13 protein-coding genes and 1 tRNA gene are annotated in these 17,242 nt (G+C 72.4%); 6 read left to right on the top strand and 8 right to left on the bottom strand.

Annotated features, from left to right (window positions below; all coding sequences use genetic code 11):
* Positions 1 to 40 precede the first annotated feature (40 nt).
* The 4 genes from PO879_RS11790 (at position 41) to PO879_RS11775 (ending at position 4,125) form a co-directional block, all read left to right on the top strand.
* Positions 41 to 1,381: a hemolysin family protein gene (locus PO879_RS11790; RefSeq protein WP_278237521.1), complete on the top strand. Its 1,341-nt coding sequence runs from the start codon at positions 41 to 43 to the stop codon at positions 1,379 to 1,381.
* Positions 1,378 to 2,451 (top strand): hemolysin family protein, encoded by a 1,074-nt coding sequence (locus tag PO879_RS11785; protein WP_278235083.1) that lies wholly within the window; start codon positions 1,378 to 1,380, stop codon positions 2,449 to 2,451. Before PO879_RS11790 ends, PO879_RS11785 begins: the two co-directional genes overlap by 4 nt.
* A 169-nt stretch (positions 2,452 to 2,620) precedes the next feature.
* Entirely contained in the window at positions 2,621 to 3,469 is an 849-nt protein-coding gene (locus tag PO879_RS11780; protein ID WP_278235082.1) for a M15 family metallopeptidase, read from the top strand.
* 29 nt (positions 3,470 to 3,498) lie between these two features.
* Positions 3,499 to 4,125, top strand: a complete 627-nt coding sequence (locus PO879_RS11775) for a CYTH domain-containing protein (RefSeq protein WP_278235081.1) — start codon at positions 3,499 to 3,501, stop codon at positions 4,123 to 4,125.
* A 157-nt stretch (positions 4,126 to 4,282) separates the two neighbouring features.
* Here PO879_RS11775 and PO879_RS11770 read toward each other — a convergent pair whose 3' ends face one another.
* The 7 genes from PO879_RS11770 to PO879_RS11740 all read right to left on the bottom strand — a co-directional run bounded on the left by PO879_RS11770 (position 4,283) and on the right by PO879_RS11740 (position 10,870).
* Complete coding sequence (locus tag PO879_RS11770; protein WP_278235080.1) at positions 4,283 to 5,431, bottom strand: bifunctional 2-methylcitrate synthase/citrate synthase; 1,149 nt, start codon at positions 5,429 to 5,431, stop codon at positions 4,283 to 4,285.
* 64 nt (positions 5,432 to 5,495) lie between these two features.
* Complete coding sequence (prpB, locus tag PO879_RS11765; protein ID WP_278235079.1) at positions 5,496 to 6,404, bottom strand: methylisocitrate lyase; 909 nt, start codon at positions 6,402 to 6,404, stop codon at positions 5,496 to 5,498.
* A complete protein-coding gene (locus PO879_RS11760; RefSeq protein ID WP_278235078.1) occupies positions 6,404 to 7,921 on the bottom strand; it encodes an MmgE/PrpD family protein in 1,518 nt (505 codons plus the stop codon). The genes prpB and PO879_RS11760 overlap by 1 nt, the downstream gene beginning before the upstream one ends.
* A gap of 139 nt (positions 7,922 to 8,060) precedes the next feature.
* Positions 8,061 to 8,702, bottom strand: a complete 642-nt coding sequence (locus PO879_RS11755) for a response regulator transcription factor (RefSeq protein ID WP_278235077.1) — start codon at positions 8,700 to 8,702, stop codon at positions 8,061 to 8,063.
* A complete protein-coding gene (locus PO879_RS11750) occupies positions 8,699 to 10,009 on the bottom strand; it encodes a histidine kinase (protein ID WP_278235076.1) in 1,311 nt (436 codons plus the stop codon). Before PO879_RS11750 ends, PO879_RS11755 begins: the two co-directional genes overlap by 4 nt.
* Positions 10,010 to 10,109: 100 nt before the next feature.
* Positions 10,110 to 10,655 carry a hypothetical protein gene (locus tag PO879_RS11745; RefSeq protein ID WP_278235075.1) on the bottom strand — a complete coding sequence of 182 codons (546 nt, stop codon included), beginning with the start codon at positions 10,653 to 10,655 and terminating at the stop codon, positions 10,110 to 10,112.
* A gap of 142 nt (positions 10,656 to 10,797) precedes the next feature.
* Positions 10,798 to 10,870: transfer RNA gene (locus tag PO879_RS11740), tRNA-Arg, on the bottom strand.
* Between the two features lie 124 nt (positions 10,871 to 10,994).
* Between PO879_RS11740 and argS the strand changes: the two genes are divergently transcribed.
* Together argS and lysA are read left to right on the top strand one after the other, a co-directional pair.
* Complete coding sequence (argS, locus tag PO879_RS11735) at positions 10,995 to 12,662, top strand: arginine--tRNA ligase (protein WP_278235074.1); 1,668 nt, start codon at positions 10,995 to 10,997, stop codon at positions 12,660 to 12,662.
* A gap of 71 nt (positions 12,663 to 12,733) precedes the next feature.
* The gene (lysA, locus tag PO879_RS11730; protein ID WP_278237520.1) at positions 12,734 to 14,095 is read left to right on the top strand and encodes a diaminopimelate decarboxylase; all 1,362 of its coding nucleotides are present in this window, start codon (positions 12,734 to 12,736) and stop codon (positions 14,093 to 14,095) included.
* A gap of 230 nt (positions 14,096 to 14,325) precedes the next feature.
* Here lysA and PO879_RS11725 read toward each other — a convergent pair whose 3' ends face one another.
* Positions 14,326 to 17,016 carry a S8 family serine peptidase gene (locus tag PO879_RS11725; RefSeq protein ID WP_278235073.1) on the bottom strand — a complete coding sequence of 897 codons (2,691 nt, stop codon included), beginning with the start codon at positions 17,014 to 17,016 and terminating at the stop codon, positions 14,326 to 14,328.
* Positions 17,017 to 17,242 lie beyond the last annotated feature (226 nt).

Raw genomic sequence — 17,242 nt, 5'->3', positions numbered from 1 at the left:
ACAGTCGATATACCGGTCCGCCGAGCAGCTGGAGCCTGCCGTGCTGACCGACGTGCTCATGCTCGGTGTCGGTGTGCTGCTCACGGCCGGTACCGCGATCTTCGTGGCGAGCGAGTTCTCCCTCGTGACCCTGGACCCCGCGGTCGTGGGGGCCGACGACGAGGAGGGCGACAGTCCCTCGCCCGGCCGGACAGGTCCCGATCGTCGGGACCGTATCGTCCGAGCCGGGCTCAAGCACCTGTCCACGGAGCTCAGCTCCGCGCAGGTCGGGATCACCGCCACCACCATCCTGCTCGGCTACACGGCCCAGCCCGCGCTGCTGTCGCTGTTCGGCGCCTCGTTCGCGGCGACGCCGCTGGGCGAGGGCGCCTCCGCCGTGCTCGCCGTCGTGCTCGCGCTCGTCGTGGTCAACGGATTCTCGATGCTCTTCGGCGAGCTGATCCCCAAGAACTTCGCCCTGTCGGCGCCGCACGGCACCGCCCGGGCGGTCGTGCCGCTGCAGCGGGCCTTCACCATCGCGGCGGGCCCGCTCATCCGCGTCCTCAACGGGTCGGCGAACGCCATCCTGCGGCGGATGGGCGTCGAGCCGCGCGAGGAGCTCTCCGGCGCGCGCTCGGCCACCGAGCTGATCTCGCTCGTGCGGCGCTCGGCCCAGGAAGGGACGCTGGAGAAGGGCACCGCGACCCTGCTGGCCAACTCCCTGGAGCTGGACGAGCTGGCCGCACGCGACGTGATGACCGACCGCACCCGCATGGTCGTGGTCAACCGGGACACGAGCGCGACCGAGGTCGTCGGGCTCGCGCACCGCACCGGCCACTCGCGGTTCCCGGTGATCGGCGACGACCGCGACGACGTCGTCGGCCTCGTGCACCTGCGTCGGGCGGTCTCGGTGCCGTTCGACCGGCGCGACGACGTGCCCGCGGGGGCGCTGATGGTCGACGCACCGCGCGTGCCCGAGACCGTCAGCCTCGGCCCGCTGCTCGTCGAGCTGCGCGGGCTCGGGCTGCAGATGGCCGTGGTGGTCGACGAGTACGGCGGCACCTCCGGTGTCGTGACCCTGGAGGACGTCGTCGAGGAGCTCGTCGGCGACGTCACCGACGAGCACGACCGCCGTCGCGGCGGCGTGGCGCGGCTCGCGGACGGCGCCTGGTCCGTCCCCGGCGTCCTGCGGCCCGACGAGCTGGAGGAGTCGACCGGGCTGCGCGTGCCGGAGTCGCCGTCCTACGAGACCCTCGGCGGGCTCGTCATGGAACGGCTGGGCCGGTTGCCGCAGGTCGGTGACGAGGTCGCCTGCGAGGACGTCGTCCTGCGCGTCGACCTGGTCGACGGACGCCGCGTCGAACGGCTGCGCGTGCGATCCGGGCTGGAGGTGACCGCATGAGCACCGGGACCGCCCTGCTGATCGGCCTGCTGCTGCTCGTGGGCAACGCCTTCTTCGTCGGCGCGGAGTTCGCCGTGCTGTCCGTGCGGCGCTCGACCATCGAGCCGCGCGCACAGGCGGGGGAGAAGCGCGCCAAGGTCGTCCTGTGGGCGATGGAGAACGTCTCGCTCATGCTGGCGTGCGCCCAGCTCGGCATCACCGTGTGCTCGACCGGTCTGGGCATCATCGCCGAGCCGGCGCTCGCGCACCTGCTCGAGGGCCCCTTCGAGCGGATGGGGATCCCGGAGCAGCTGGTCCACCCGGTGGCGCTGGTCATCGCGCTCGGCATCGTGGTCTACCTGCACGTCGTGCTCGGCGAGATGGTGCCGAAGAACCTGGCCGTCACCGGTCCGGAGCGGGCCGCGCTGTGGTTCGCGCCGCCGCTCGTCTTCATCGCGCGCGTGGTCCGGCCGATCATCGTGGCGCTGAACTGGGTCGCCAACCACGTCATCCGGATGCTCGGGGTCGAGCCGAAGGACGAGGTCGCCTCGGCCTTCACGGTCGAGGAGGTGCAGTCGATCGTCGAGGCCTCCCGCGCCGAGGGGGTGCTGGAGGACGACCAGGGGCTGCTCACCGGCGCGATCGAGTTCTCCTCGCGCACCGCCCGCGACGTCATGGTCCCCGTCGACGCGCTCGTGACGGTGTCGCCCGGCGCGACACCCGACGACGTCGAGCACGAGGTCTCGCGCACCGGCTACAGCCGGTTCCCGATGGTCGAGCCCGAGTCCGAGGCCGAGTCCGTGGAGGACGGCGGCGGGGCGGCACGGCTGCTCGGCTACCTGCACCTCAAGGACGTCCTGTACGCCACCAACGGCAACCGGTCGCGGCCGGTGCCGATGTGGCGGGTCCGGGCCATGGCGACGGTCGACCCGACCGACGAGGTCGAGGACACCCTGCGGGCGATGCAGCGTTCCGGCGCGCACCTCGCCCGGGTCGACGACGCGGGCCGCACGGTCGGCGTCGTCTTCCTCGAGGACATCCTCGAGGAGCTGGTCGGCGAGGTCCGTGACGCGATGCAGCGCCGTCGGTGAGGTCTGAACAGGGTGTGAACAACCTGGGACTTGGACGTGAGGCGGGTCACCGCTAAGGTGCGGTCACAGATCGGCCGTGACGTGCTCGTCCAGGGCGTCGTCCCAGGTCGGTCGGGATGTCGGTAGGACGTGTGACCCGCGCTCGGCGGGAACGGATGCAGGAGGTGGCGTGGACACGACGTCGCAGGGCGACGCACCCGCTCCGCGCTCCCGCCGTGAGCTCCGCGAGGCCGAGCAGGGCCGCGCCGCACGGTCGTCACGGCGCCGGTCCTCCGGAGGACGGTCCCGGGCCCGTGGCGCGCACGCCGCACCGGCCGGTCACACCTGGGTGACGCGGGCCACCGTGCTGGGCTCCCTCGCCGCCGTGACGATCGCCGGCCCCCTGACCGCCGGCGCCCAGGGCGACGAGCGGTCGCCGTTCGACCAGGAGACGCAGCCGTCCGGCCCGTCCACGCTGTCGCTGCTGCAGTCCGGCACCACGGCGCCCCCGACCGCCTCCGCCATCGCGGCCGTGCCGCGCGAGCGCAACATGGACGTCGCCAGCCGTGCGACCGCCGACCGTGAGCCGCTGCCGGACTGCGACCCGAACGCCCCCGTCGAGGGGAGCAACGGTCGGCTCGCCGACCACTCGCTCTGCGACCTGTGGCAGGGCGGCGAGCAGCTGCGGCCGGACGCCGCCGTCTCGCTGAGCGCGCTCAACGAGGCGTTCACGGCGCGCTTCGGCCGGAACCTGTGCCTCGTCGACAGCTACCGCTCGCTCTCCTCGCAGTACGCCGTCAAGGCCAGCCGCGGTTACCTCGCCGCGACGCCGGGCACGTCGATGCACGGCTGGGGCCTGGCCATCGACCTCTGCTCGAAGGAGACGGGGAGCTCCGAGGTCTACGGCTGGCTCTGGGACAACGCCCCGATGTACGGCTGGGAGAACCCGCCGTGGGCGCAGCGCGGCGGTTCCGGCAAGTACGAGCCGTGGCACTTCGAGTTCCGCCCCGGGGTCGAGGAAGTCTCCACCTGGCACTGAGCCGCGAGGGCGGGCGTAGTCTCGGGGACATGTCCACGGACTACTCAGACTTCGAGTTCGAGCGCCGGTTCCTCGTGCGCGACCTGCCCGACGTGCTGCGCGACGCCCCGTCGCTGATCGTCCAGTCCTACTTCCTGTCCGACGGCGGCTACGCGCTGCGCGTGCGTGCCCAGGCCGGGGGAGTGGACGCCGCCCTTGACGGGCGCAGCGACGCGCGCGACGTCCTCGACGTCTGGCGCGACCGGGTCGACTTCGCGGCGATGACGGTCAAGGGCCCCTCGGCCGGCGGCACCCGGTACGAGGCCGAGCGGCAGCTCGACCCGCTCGTCGCCGTCGAGCTCGTCCGTCGGGGCGGTGCGCGGGTCGTCAAGACCCGGTACGCCGCCTGGCTCGGCGCCGACGGCTGGTCGATCGACGTCTTCGGCGGGGCGAACCACCCCTTGATCGTCGCCGAGTGCGAGCGGTCGGGGCCGGTCACGGAGCTGCAGATCCCGGACTTCTGCGTCACCGAGATCACCGACGACCGGCGGTTCTCCAACGAGTCGCTGGCCGTGCGGCCCTACGGCGAGTGGGCGGCCTCCTACGCCGAGGAGCTCGCGGCCCACGGCCCCTCGTTCCGCGACGACTTCGGGCCCAACCAGGAGCTGCCCTCCTGACCCCAACGCATCCCCGAGGAGCCGCGCCCCACCCCTGATCGCGCCCCATCCCACCGTTGTGGGCATGAAATCTGCAGCTCCTGGCGGGTGCCGACCTGCAGATTTCATGCCCACAACGCGCGACGGGGCGACGGGCGACGGGGTGGGCGAACCTGCCTCAGGTGCGCGGGACGTCTCGGCGCTCGTGTCCCACGTACGACGACAGCGGGCGGATCAGCGAGTTGGCCGCCTGCTGCTCGGCGATGTGCGCCGTCCAGCCGGTGACGCGGGCCGCGACGAACAGCGGGGTGAACGTCTCGGTGTCGAACCCCATGAGGTGGTAGGCGGGCCCGGCCGGGTAGTCGAGGTTCGGGTAGATCCCCTTGCGCTCGACGAACGCCGACTCCAGCGCCGCGTACAGGTCGCCGAGGTCCTGGCGGTCGAAGTGCTCGACCAGGTCGTCCAGGGCGGCCTTCATCGTCGGCACCCGGGAGTCGCCGTGCTTGTAGACCCGGTGGCCGAAGCCCATGACCTTGCGCTTGGCCGCCAGCGCCTCGTCCAGCCACGCCTCGGCCCGGTCGGCCGAGCCGATCTCGGTGAAGGCGTGCATGACCGCCTCGTTCGCCCCGCCGTGCAGCGGCCCCTTGAGGGCGCCGACGGCGGCGACGACGGCCGAGTGCACGTCGCTGAGGGTGGAGGCCACCACCCGGGCGGTGAACGTCGAGGCGTTGAACGAGTGCTCGGCGTACAGGATCATCGAGCGGTTGAAGGCGTCCACGACGGTCTCGTCCGGCTTGGTGCCGAACGTCATCCACAGCGTGTTCGCCGCGTGGTCCAGGTCGTCGCGTGGGGCGACGGGTTCCTGGCCGTGGCGGCGCCGCTGGGTGTAGGCGACCACCGCGGGCAGCTCGGCGAACAGCCGCACGGCGTGCTCCGCCGTCGTCCCCGCGTCGGCCAGCGCGAGCAGGTCGACCCCGGCGGTCTCCCGCGCGCCGATGACGCTCAGCGCCGTGCGCACGTCGTCCATGGGGTGGGCGTCGGTGGGCAGCAGGTCGATCGCCGTGCGCACGTCGTCGCCGAGGTCGCGGTGCGCACGCTCGCTCGCCCGCAGCGTCTCCAGCTCGGCGTCCGTGGGCAGCTCGCCGTGCCACAGCAGGTGGGCCACCGCCTCGAAGGGCTGGGTGTCGGCCAGGTCCTGCACGGGGTAGCCCCGGTACAGCAGGGAGTTCGACGCCGGGTCGACCTTGGACACGGCCGTGGTGTCGGCGTACACACCGGCGAGCCCCTTGTGGATCTCTGGTTCGTCGGTGCGGCGGGACTCGGTCATCGGTGCTCCTTCGCTCGGATGACGGACGCGGTGTGCGCGGTGTCGTCTCGGGATCTCTCGCGGGTCAGTGGTGGTGGCCCTCGAGGGAGAAGTCGTACACCCCGGCGTCGAAGGTGTTGTACGCCGGGTAGTCGAGCAGGTCGTACAGGTCGGCCCGGGTCTGCATGTGCTCGACCTGCGAGGCGAGCGACCCCTCGGCGCGCAGCGCCGTCAGCCCGCGGTCGGCGGCGCCCATGGCCAGGCGCAGCAGCGAGACGGGATAGATCACCAGGGCGATCCCGGCGTCGCGCAGCTGGTCGGCGGTGAACAGCTCGGACTTGCCGAACTCGGTCATGTTCGCCAGGACCGGCACCTCGAGCGCGTCCGTCATCTTGGCGAACTCGTCGAGGTCGCGCATCGCCTCCGGGAAGACGGCGTCCGCCCCGGCCTCCACGAGCGCCCGGGCACGGTCGATCGCGGCGTCCAGACCCGCCCCCGCCCGGATGTCGGTGCGCGCCATGATCAGCAGGTTCTCGTCCCGGCGAGCGGTGACGGCCGCGCGGATCCGCTGCAGCGCGGTGGCCTCGTCGACCACCTGCTTGCCGTCGAGGTGGCCGCAGCGCTTGGGGTTGACCTGGTCCTCGATGTGCAGCCCGGCGACGCCGGCGTCCTCCATGGTCTGGACCGTGCGGGCCACGTTCATGGCCTCGCCGAACCCGGTGTCGGCGTCCACCAGCGTCGGCAGGTCGGTCATGCGGGCGATCTGGCTCGCCCGGCCGGCGACCTCGCTCAGCGTCGTCAGACCGACGTCGGGCAGGCCCAGGTCGGCCGCGACGACGGCACCCGAGACGTAGACGCCGTCGAACCCGTGGCGCTCGATCAGCCGGGCCGAGAGCGGGTTGAACGCCCCCGGGAGCTGCAGCAGCTCACCGGAGGTCAGGCGCTCGCGGAACGCGGCGCGCTTGGTGGCAGGGGTGAGGTCCGAGTACAGCATCAGAAGATCCCGCCCCGCAGGTCGGCGCCGGCCATCGGGTCGGACGCCGGGGTGACGGTCAGCCCGGCGAGCTCCTCCGCGCTCAGCTTCGGCAGCCGCTGCACGACGTCGAGGAAGCGGTCGATCTCGTCGTCGGCCAGCACACCCTCGGCCAGGGAGCGGAACTTGGCGACGTACTGCTCACGGCCGAAGGGCCGTGCGCCGTAGGGGTGGGCGTCAGCGACGGCGATCTCGTCGACGATCGTCTCGCCGTCGGCCAGCTCGATCTCCACCCGGCCGCCGAACGACTTCTCGTCCGGGTCGGCGGAGTGGTAGCGGCGCGTCCACTCCGGGTCCTCGGCGGTGGTGACCTTGCGCCACAGCTCGACGGTGTCCGGTCGGCCGGCGCGCTCCGGGGCGTAGCTGGCGACGTGGTCCCAGGCGCCGTCCTGGAGGGCGACGGTGAAGATGTACGGGATCGAGTGGTCGAGCGTCTCGCGGCTCGCCGTCGGGTCGTACTTCTGCGGGTCGCCGGACCCGGAGCCGATGACGTAGTGGGTGTGGTGCGAGGTGTGCAGCACGATGGAGCGCACCGACTTGGCCTCGCGCAGCTCGGGACGCTCGGTGCCCAGCCGGCGTGCCAGGTCGATCCACGCCTGGGCCTGGTACTCGGCGGAGTGCTCCTTGGTGTAGGTGTCCAGGATGGCGCGGCGGTCCTCGCCCCGGGTGGGCAGCGGCACCGTGTAGCGCGCCTCGGGACCCGAGAGCATCCAGGCGATGAAGCCGTCCGTGCCCTCGTAGATCGGGCTCGGGGACGTCTGGCCGCGCATGGCCCGGTCGACCGCCTCGATCGCCATCTTGCCGGCGAAGGCGGGTGCGTGGGCCTTCCAGGTGGAGATCTCGCCCTTGCGGGACTGCCGCGTCGCCGTCGTCGTGTGCAGGGCCTGACCGACGGCCTGGTAGATGGTCTCGTTCGGCAGCCCCAGCAGCGTGCCGATCCCCGCCGCGGCGCTCGGTCCCAGGTGCGCGACGTGGTCGATCTTGTGCTCGTGCAGGCAGATGCCCTTGACCAGGTTCACCTGGATCTCGTACCCGGTGACGATGCCGCGCAGCAGCTCGGCGCCGTCCCGGCCCAGGTGCTGGGCGACGGCGAGGATCGGGGGGATGTTGTCGCCCGGGTGGGAGTACTCCGCGGCGAGGAACGTGTCGTGGTAGTCCAGCTCGCGCACGGCCACGCCGTTGGCCCAGGCCGCCCACTCGGGGCTGGTGCGGTGCTGGGAGGCGAAGACCGTCGACCCGGAGCCGCCGCGCGAGACCGGGTGCGCCTCGGCCTGGGCCCGGGCTGCCAGGATCGGCGCGCGGCCCAGGGACGCCGTGGCGACGGCGGCGTTGTCGATGATCCGGTTGATCACCATGTCGGTGACCTCCGGGAGCGGCTCGAGCTGCTCCGCCGCGACGTCGGCGATCTTCCAGGCGAGCTGGTCGGTGCGGGCCAGCGGCTCGTCGGCGCGGTACGTGCGGACGGTGTGGTCGAGCATGGATCCTCCGGATCGACGTCGGGGCGCACGACGTCGGCGTCGACGCCTGCCTGGGGGTGAACCTAACGTGGACCGTGCGGCGCGTCTACGGGGGTACCGGGTACCGCGCCGGTCCGGGAGGCCGTCTCGCAGCCATGAGTCACCGCACCAGCCCGGCCTCGTAGGCGGTGATGACGAGCTGGACGCGGTCGCGGCAGCCGAGCTTGCGCAGGATCTCCGAGACGTGGGACTTCACGGTCTCGTCGCCGATGTACAGCTCGGTGGCGATCTCGGTGTTGGATCGGCCGCGGGCCACCTCGAGGAGCACCTCGGTCTCGCGTGCGGTGAGGGTGTCGAGCCCGGTGGTGTCCCGCGTCCCAGCGCGGACGGCGAAGTCGTCGACGAGCCGGCGCGTCACCCGGGGGCCGAGGAGCATGGAGCCGTCGGCGACGAGCCGGACGCCCTCGATGAGGCGATCGCCGGTGACGTCCTTGAGCAGGAATCCGCTGGCCCCGGCCCGCAGGGCGTCGTAGACGTACTCGTCCAGGTCGAACGTGGTCAGGATGAGCACGCGGGTCGCAGGGTGCTCCGCGGCGAGGCGGGCGGTCGCGGCGATGCCGTCGAGGACCGGCATGCGGATGTCGACGACGGCGACGTCCGGTGCGTCGCGGGCGACGGCGGTCAGCAGCTCGGCCCCGTCTCGGGCGGTGCCGACCACGTCCAGGTCGTCGGCGGAGTCCAGGATCGAGGCGAATCCGTGCAGGACGACGGGCTGGTCGTCGGCGACGACGACGCGCGTCACGCGACCTCCTCGCGCTGGGGGAGCGACGCCGTCGGCCCGTGGTCGGGGTCGGTGGGCAGCGTCACGACGAGCACGAACGCGGAGGCCTCCGCACCCGCGGTGAGCGTTCCGCCGAGTGCTTCGACACGCTCACGCATGCCGGTCAGGCCGCGCCCGGGCACGACGACGCCGTCAGCACGGTCGACGGGGTTGGTCACGCGCAGCCCGGCGACCTGTGCCGCGTGGGTCAGCTCGACGGTGGTGGGGGAGCCGGGGGCGTGTCGACGGGCGTTGGTCAGGGCCTCCTGCACCGCCCGGTAGAGGACGTACCCCGGCGCGTCCGGCACGTCGTCGCAGTTTCCGGTCAGCGTGACGTCCTGGCCGGCGGCCCGTGCCTCGTCGACCAGGTCCGCGACGTCGCACGCGGCCGGCTGAGGCGCCCGACCAGCTCCCTCGGTGCGCTGCAGCACGCCCAGCACCTGGCGCAGCTCACTCAGTGCGGACCGGGCGTCGTCGGCGATCTCGGCCAGGACCCGCCGGGCGTTCGCGTCCAGGTCGGGGTGGATGTACGAGGCGGACTCGGCGCGGACCGCCACCAGGGAGACGTGGTGGGCGACGACGTCGTGCAGGTCGCGGGCCAGCCGTGCCCGCTCGGTCGCGACGGACTCCACCTCGAGCGCGTGCTGTTCGACGGCGGCCGCTCGGTCGCTGCGGCGCCAGGACTCGCGGACGAGGCGGATCGCCGCTGCTGCGCCGACGACGACGGCGACCGCAACGGTGTAGAGCACACCTGCTTCCACGACCTCCCGGGCGTCGGCGCTGCCCGCGGTCACCGGGCCGATCGGCAGCATGGCCGGGACGTCGCTGACCACGTACCACCACGCGGTCGCCAGGGTCGCCACGAGCGGGACGGCGGCGCGGCGCCAGGAGTCCTGCACGACCAGGCAGGTGATCATCAGCAGCGCGAGCCACCAGCCCCAGACGAACTGGCCCAGCAGCGGGATCGTGACGAACGGCCAGGCCGCCAGTGCCGTCGCGGTGAACGGACGACGGCGGGCCAGCACGACGGCAGTCACGCAGCTCAACCCGGTGGCCACGGAGACGAGGTTGATCATGCCGCTGGTATCGAGCCAGCTTGTGCCGACCAGGAGCGAGGTCCTGCCTGTTGTCGCCCCGACGACGCCGTCCTGCGAGGAGGACATCACGGCGATCGGCCGCGAGAGCGGTGAGTTCAGCAGGAACAGTCCGAGCACGGCGGCCAGCACGGCCGGTGCCACCCAGCGGCGATCGGCGTTCACGGTCTGCATGAAGGTGTCGTGACTGCTCATGACGACGATCCTGTCCGGCGGCACACGGCCCGCACCACCCCCGTGCGGGGGAGCGAGCCTCCCTCGCGCGGGGCTGCGAGCCCGGCGGCCTGCCGCCGGGTCAGCGGGTCGGCCGATCGTCCTCGATCGCGACCTCCGTCGTCGCGGGATCCGCTGCTCGGCAGGCCCCCGGGCGCGCGAGCGCGAGCACGACGAGGACACCGACGAAGACCGGCGTCGCGGGGCTGAGCGCGCCCTGGCGCGTCCAGGCCACGGCGAGCTGGTCGGTCACCCCGCCGTCCCAGGCGGAGGGTCGGCCGGCCAGGACGGACATGGCGCTGTACGGGAGCTCGGTGGTCACGGCGGCCCAGGCCGTCAGGGCGATCACCGTCACGAGAGCGGTCCACACGGGCAGCTGGTGCCATCGGGACGACGCCGTGCGCCGGCACCGCCAGAGCGGCCAGACGGCCAGGGCCGTCACGGCGGCGATGGCGAGCCCCTCCCACACCGGCGCTCGCGGCGGCACGATCGTGGGGACCATGTCCCCACCGAGCCGGGCTCCGGTACCGATGCTCGAGGCCCGCAGGTCGAGGTACCCGATCGCCGTGACGTAGACCGCCGCGCCGACGACCGCGGCGGCCGCACCGAGCAGAAGACCGAGCGACACGGGTCGGTCCGCGCTCCGCATGGTTCGTCCTCCGCTCTGCCGCCGGTCACGGCGACGGTGGCCCGAAGGTAGGGCGCGCGTCATGCGCGGGTCAAGAACGACGAAGGTCCCCGGGTCGTGGACGACCCGGGGACCTCTGCGGTGCGCCTGGAGGGACTCGAACCCCCGACCTTCTGCTCCGGAGGCAGACGCTCTATCCACTGAGCTACAGGCGCGGGCGCCGGGCACTCACCGTCGCGGACGACGATCGCTCGGCACGGTGCACGAGACTACCACCGAGAGTTGGCAGGTCGGAAAACCGTGCCGGGTCCCACGGCGCGAGGCCGATAGAATCGCCCGGTGACACCCGACGAGCTCTCCGAAGCACTCAGCGCTGCCCTCGCCTCGGCCGTGGCCGACGGCACCCTCGCCCTCGACGCCGACGCCCTGCCGTCGTCCGTCCACGTCGAGCGACCGAAGCAGCGCGAGCACGGGGACTGGGCGACCAACGTGGCGCTCCAGCTCGCCAAGAAGGCCGGCACGACGCCGCGGGCGCTCGCGGAGGACCTGGCCGGGCGCCTGGGCTCCACGCCGGGGATCAAGGCCGTGGACGTCGCCGGACCCGGCTTCCTCAACATCACCCTGGAGGCCGGCGCCGCGGGCGAGCTCGCCCGGACGATCGTCGAGGCGGGTGCCGAGTACGGCCGGTCCGACGCGCTGGACGGGCAGGTCATCGACCTCGAGTACATCTCCGCCAACCCGACCGGCCCGCTGCACATCGGCCACACCCGCTGGGCGGCCCTGGGTGACTCCCTGGTCCGGATCCTGCGCGCCGCCGGGGCCGACGTCACGGCCGAGTACTACATCAACGACGCCGGCGCGCAGATGGACCGCTTCGGCGCCTCCGTGCTCGCCCAGATCCACGGCACCGAGGTGCCCGAGGGCGGCTACCGCGGCGAGTACGTCGCCGAGCTCGGCCGCCAGGTGCTGGCCGCGAACCCGCAGATCGTCGACCTGCCCGAGGACGAGGCCGTGGCGCTCGCCCGCGACGAGGCCTACCGGCTGCAGCTCGCGGAGATCCGCGACGTGCTGGACTCCTTCGGCGTGCACTTCGACGTGTGGTTCTCCGAGCGGACGCTGCACGACTCCGGCGCGGTGACGACGGCGGTCGAGCGCCTGCGCGAGCAGGGCCACGTCTACGACGACGGCGGAGCGGTCTGGCTGCGCACCACGGACTTCACCGACGACAAGGACCGTGTGCTGATCCGCGCGAACGGCGAGCCGACCTACTTCGCCGCCGACGCCGCGTACTACCTGTCCAAGAAGGACCGCGGGTTCCCGGGCAAGATCTACCTGCTGGGCGCGGACCACCACGGGTACATCAACCGGCTCAAGGCCATCTCGGCCGCCGCCGGGGACGACCCCGCCGCCAACATCGAGATCCTCATCGGCCAGCTCGTCTCCGTCCAGGGCGCCAAGCTCTCCAAGCGGGCCGGCAACATCATCGAGCTGCGCGACCTCGTGGAGTGGATCGGCGCCGACGCGGTGCGGTACTCCCTGTCGCGGTACCCGGCCGACACCCCGCTGGAGCTCGCCGGCGAGGAGATGATCAAGCAGTCCAACGACAACCCGGTCTTCTACGTCCAGTACGCGCACTCGCGCACCTGCGCGGTGGACCGCAACGCGGCCGACCGGGCGGTGCGTCGGGTGCTCGACGACGGCACCGACGGGTTCGACCCGGCGCTGCTCGACCACCCGACCGAGGCCGTGCTCGTCGGTCGTCTCACGGAGTTCCCGCGGATCGTCGCCCAGGCGGCCGAGCTCCGCGAGCCGCACCGCATCGCCCGCTACCTCGAGGGGCTCGCCGCCGACTACCACAAGTGGTACGCCGAGTGCCGGGTGCTGCCGTACCCCGACGAGGAGGTCCAGGACGTGCACCGCACGCGCCTGTGGCTGAACGACGCCGTCCGCCAGGTCCTGGCCAACGGTCTCGACCTGCTGGGCGTCAGCGCACCGGAGCGGATGTGAGCGCCGGCGGCCACCCCGCCGCGACGGGGACGACGACGGCGCTGCCGACCGGCGGGGCCGACGCGGCCGGCGTGCCCTGGCCCTCCACGGCACGGCGTCGCGACGACGGCGAGCTCGAGGTCGGCGGGGTCGGCGTCGGTGACCTCGCGGCCGAGCACGGCACCCCCGCCTACGTGCTGGACGAGGCCGACTTCCGCGCCCGGGCGCGTGCCTACCGCCAGGCCTTCGAGGCGGCGTTCGAGCAGGTCGGTGCCGGCGTCGACGTCTACTACGCGGGCAAGGCGCTGCTGACCGTCGCCGTCGCGCGCTGGGCCGCCCAGGAGGGTCTGCGCGTGGACACCGCCTCCGGCGGGGAGCTCGCGGTCGCGCTGCGCGCCGGCGTGCCGGGTGCCGCCATCGGCCTGCACGGCAACAACAAGTCGGACGAGGAGATCCTCGCCGCCCTCGATGCCGGGGTCGGACGGATCATCGTCGACTCCCGGGTCGAGATCGACCGCGTGGCCGGCCTCGCCGCCGCGCGCGGCGTCGTCGCGCCCGTGATGCTCCGCGTGACCACCGGCGTCCACGCCGGGGGGCACGAGTACATCTCCACCGCCCACGAGGACCAGAAGTTCGGTCTGTCGGTCACGGCGGGGGACGACGACGGCACCTCCCCGGCGCTCGCGGCCCTCGAGGCGATCGTGGCGCGACCCGAGCTGGAGCTGCTCGGCATCCACTCGCACATCGGCTCCCAGATCCTCGACCCGTCGGGCTTCGAGGCCGCCGCTCGCGTGGTGCTGCGGCTGCGGGCCGACCTGGCCGAGCGCACCGGCGTCGTCGTCGAGGAGGTCGACCTCGGTGGGGGGTACGGCATCGCCTACCTGCCGACCGACGAGGCGCTCGAGCCCGCCCCGGTGGCGCGCGACGTGGCCGAGGCGGTCGCCGCCGTGTGCACCGAGCTGTCGATGCCGCTGCCGCGGTTCTCCATCGAGCCGGGCCGGGCGATCGTCGGGCCCGCGGGGATCACCCTCTACACAGTGGGCACGGTCAAGCCCGTCACGGTGTCCGGCAGCTCGGCCGACGACGAGACCTTCACGCGGCTCTACGTGTCGGTCGACGGCGGCATGAGCGACAACATCCGCCCTGCCCTGTACGGCGCCGACTACCACGCGGAGCTCGTCGGCCGGTCCTCGGACGCGGCGAAGGTGCTGGCCCGCGTGGTCGGCAAGCACTGCGAGAGCGGCGACATCGTCGTGCACGAGGTCGTCCTGCCCTCGGACGTGCGCGCCGGGGACCTGCTCGCCGTCGCCGCGACCGGCGCCTACGGCCGGTCCATGGCGTCGAACTACAACGCCCTGACGCGGCCGCCGGTCGTCGCCGCGGCGGACGGGGCCTCGCGGGTGCTGGTGCGCCGCGAGACCGTCGAGGACCTGCTCGCGCTCGACCTCGGTTAGGCCCCCCGCCGAGGTAGGCAACCTCCTGCCCAGGTAGGCAACTTCCTCACCAGGTAGGCAAGCTTCTGCCCAGGCGGGCCAGATTCTCACGGGGTATGCCTACCTGGCCGGAAAGTTGCCTACCTCGGCAGAGAACGGCCTACCTCGGCAGAGGTGCAGAACGGCCCCGCCTCCTGCAGCAGGAGGCGGGGCCGCTCGCTCTCGTGACGGTCAGCGACCGTCAGCGACCGTCAGTGGCGGTCGATGGTGAACACCGGGGACGTCCAGGTCTCCCAGTGGTCGGGGTTCGACCGGTCACCGTTCGCCTTGAGGGCGTCGATGTGGAGCTGGTAGTCGCCGTCCTTCAGCGTCTTGGTGACCTCGGTGTTGCCCCGCTTCTTGGTCGCGGTGCCGTCCCAGACGAACGCCTGGATGCCGGCGGAGGTCTCGCTGCGCCCGAGGGAGCCGAGGTCGGCGGCGACCGTGAAGGCGCCCTTCGTCCGGCCCTTGCTGTCGATCACCGAGATCTCGAAGTCCTCGACCTGGTGGTTGAAGTGCGCCACCACGTAGGGGTAGTCGGGCAGGCCGTCGACCCAGTCGAGCGTGAACGTGTCGCCGCCAGCCTCGCTGAACGTCCCGGCCGGGTCGATGCAGTCGAACTCGACGAACTCCGCGCACTCCGTGATCCGCGAGACCCACGGCACGTCGATCATCTGGCCGTCACCGAGGTCGATCGGGGTGGTCGCCTGGATGTCCTGGTAGTCGCCGTCGAAGCCGGCGTACGGCACCGTGACCTCGGAACCGTCGTCGCCGGTGATCTCGACGAACCCGCCGTAGATGACCTCGAAGCCGTCGAAGCCGGGCGAGGTGATCGTGACGTCCACCTCGGCCGACTCCCCGGCCGGCACGGTGACCTCGGTGGCCGAGAACTCCGCCGTGCCGTCGAGGATCGCGAGCGTCGGAGCGAAGGTGTCGCCGTAGGTCGCCAGCGCCGTGGTGTGCCCCATGGTGTAGGTCACCTCGGCGTCGGAGTCGTTGGCCACCGTCAGCGTCGTGGTCACCGGCTCGAACACCGGCGCACCGTCGACGCGGTCCACCACGGACTCGCCGAGCGAGATCTTCGCCGGGGTGACCGACGTCGTCGCGGCGTAGGCGGCCGGGACGTCGATCAGGCCGGCGCCCTGGCCGTGCACGGTCTCGACGTAGGCACCCGCGTACAGGATCGGCTCGGCCGTGTTCTGCAGCAGGTCCCGCATCTCGGTGGTGCCGATCTCCGGGTCCGCCTCGAGCAGCAGCGCGGCGGCACCGGCGACGTGCGGAGCGGCCATCGAGGTGCCCGACAGGGTGGCGTAGCCGCCCTTGGCGAGAGGGTACGTCGAGTGGATGTTCCCGCCCGGCGCGGCCAGGTCCGGCTTCAGCGTCAGGTCGGGGGAGAGCCCGTACGAGCTGAAGTCGCTCTTCTCGCCACCGGTCGGGCTGACGACGGACGTGGTCTGGTCGGTCCAGGCCAGGGTGACGTCGGCCCCGCCGTCGATCTCGGCCTTGAGCGCGTCGCCGCTGGCCAGGCTGATCCCGATGCCCGGGACACCGGCGTCCACGACGCCGCCGCCGTTGAACAGGCCGGGAATGTTGTTGGCGATGACGACGGCGGTCGCGCCGGCGGCCACCGCGGAGGAGTACTTCTCGTCGAAGGTGCAGTCGCCGCGGTCCACCAGCGCGGTCATGCCGGCGGGATCGGCGAGGAGCTCGTCACCCAGGGTGTCCACGCAGCCGCGACCGACGTGGACCATGGGGTCGGTCGAGCCAGAGGTGGGCGGCGCGGCGACGTCGGAGAGCACCGTGTACGGCACCTCGATGCCGGAGGGCTCGGCGACGGCCAGTGCGGCGTCGTTGTTGGTGTTGTCCACGGACGCGACGCCGATGACCTTCTCGCCCACGCCCGGGGCGCCGGTGGAGTAGACGCCGGTGCGGCCCGAGTTGCCGATGGAGGCGACGACGACCATGCCGGCGTCCACCAGGGCGTCCGAGGCGGTCGCGGTCGGGTAGTCGGGCCAGGTGAAGGACGAGCCGATCGACATGTTGAGGATGTCCATGTCGTCCTCGAGGGCCTTCTCCATGGCCGAGATCATGATGTCGGCCTCGGTGGAACCCTCGCAGCCGAAGACCCGGTACGCGCCGAAGGTGACCCCCGGGGCGACGCCGAGGACGTCACCGTCGGCACCGACGATGCCGGCCACGTGGGTGCCGTGGCCCTGGCAGTCCATCGGGTCGCCGTCGGGCTGCGGGACGCGCGCGGCGGGGTCGGGAGAACCGGCGTTGTAGTCGTCCCCGACGAAGTCGTAGCCGTAGGGGATCCGCTCGGTCGGGAACTCGCCGCCGCCGAAGTCGGGGTGCTCGTAGTCGATGCCGGTGTCCATCACCGCGACCTTGATGCCCTCGCCGGTGAGCCCGAGCTCGTTCTGCGCGACGTCGCTGCCGGTCATCGCGAGCGCGGTCGCCATGTCCGGGATCGCGGCGGTCTGGGGCTCCGGGACGGCGACCTGGACCATCGGGTAGATGGCGGCGACGCCGTCGGTCCGCTGCAGGCGGCCGAGCTGCGAGCTGTCCATGTCGACGGAGAAGCCGTTGAACAGGGTGGTGAACTCTTCGCGCTCGGTGTACTCGACACCGGCGTCGCGGGCCGCACGGCGGAACGCCGCGTGGTCGCTGCGCACGGCCGCAGCCTTGCCGCCCTGCGCGGTCGGGGCGGTCTCGAGCTCCACGAACCAGGCGCCGGGCGTCTCGTTGACCAGCGTGTCCTGGTCGCTCGTGGGTGCGGTGTGCACGGGGGCCAGGGGTTCCGGCCCGTCCGGGTCGTCGGCGGTCGCGATGCTCGGCAGCGCCACGGTGGTGGCAGCGAGGCCGAACGCGGCGAGCGCGCCCACGACCGGGCGTCGTCGCATGGTGATGCGCACAATGTCCTCCCAGTTAGGGTTGATGTGGCGGACACACTAGGCGTGATGTGTGACACAGATGTATCGGGCAAGTGTGTGGGCCGTCACACTGTGACCGGATCGTGATGTCGCGACACCGGTCGGCTTCGTCGCGTCACGATGCGGACGACGTGTCCGGCCGGGGCCGTCGCGCGGCTATCCTGAGCCTCGATCCCCGCACTCCCGAACCGAAGGT

This window comes from Isoptericola sp. AK164, from assembly GCF_029643425.1.
Classification (GTDB): Bacteria; Actinomycetota; Actinomycetes; order Actinomycetales; family Cellulomonadaceae; genus Isoptericola; species Isoptericola haloaureus.
This window is presented reverse-complemented; position numbering and strand designations above follow the sequence as displayed.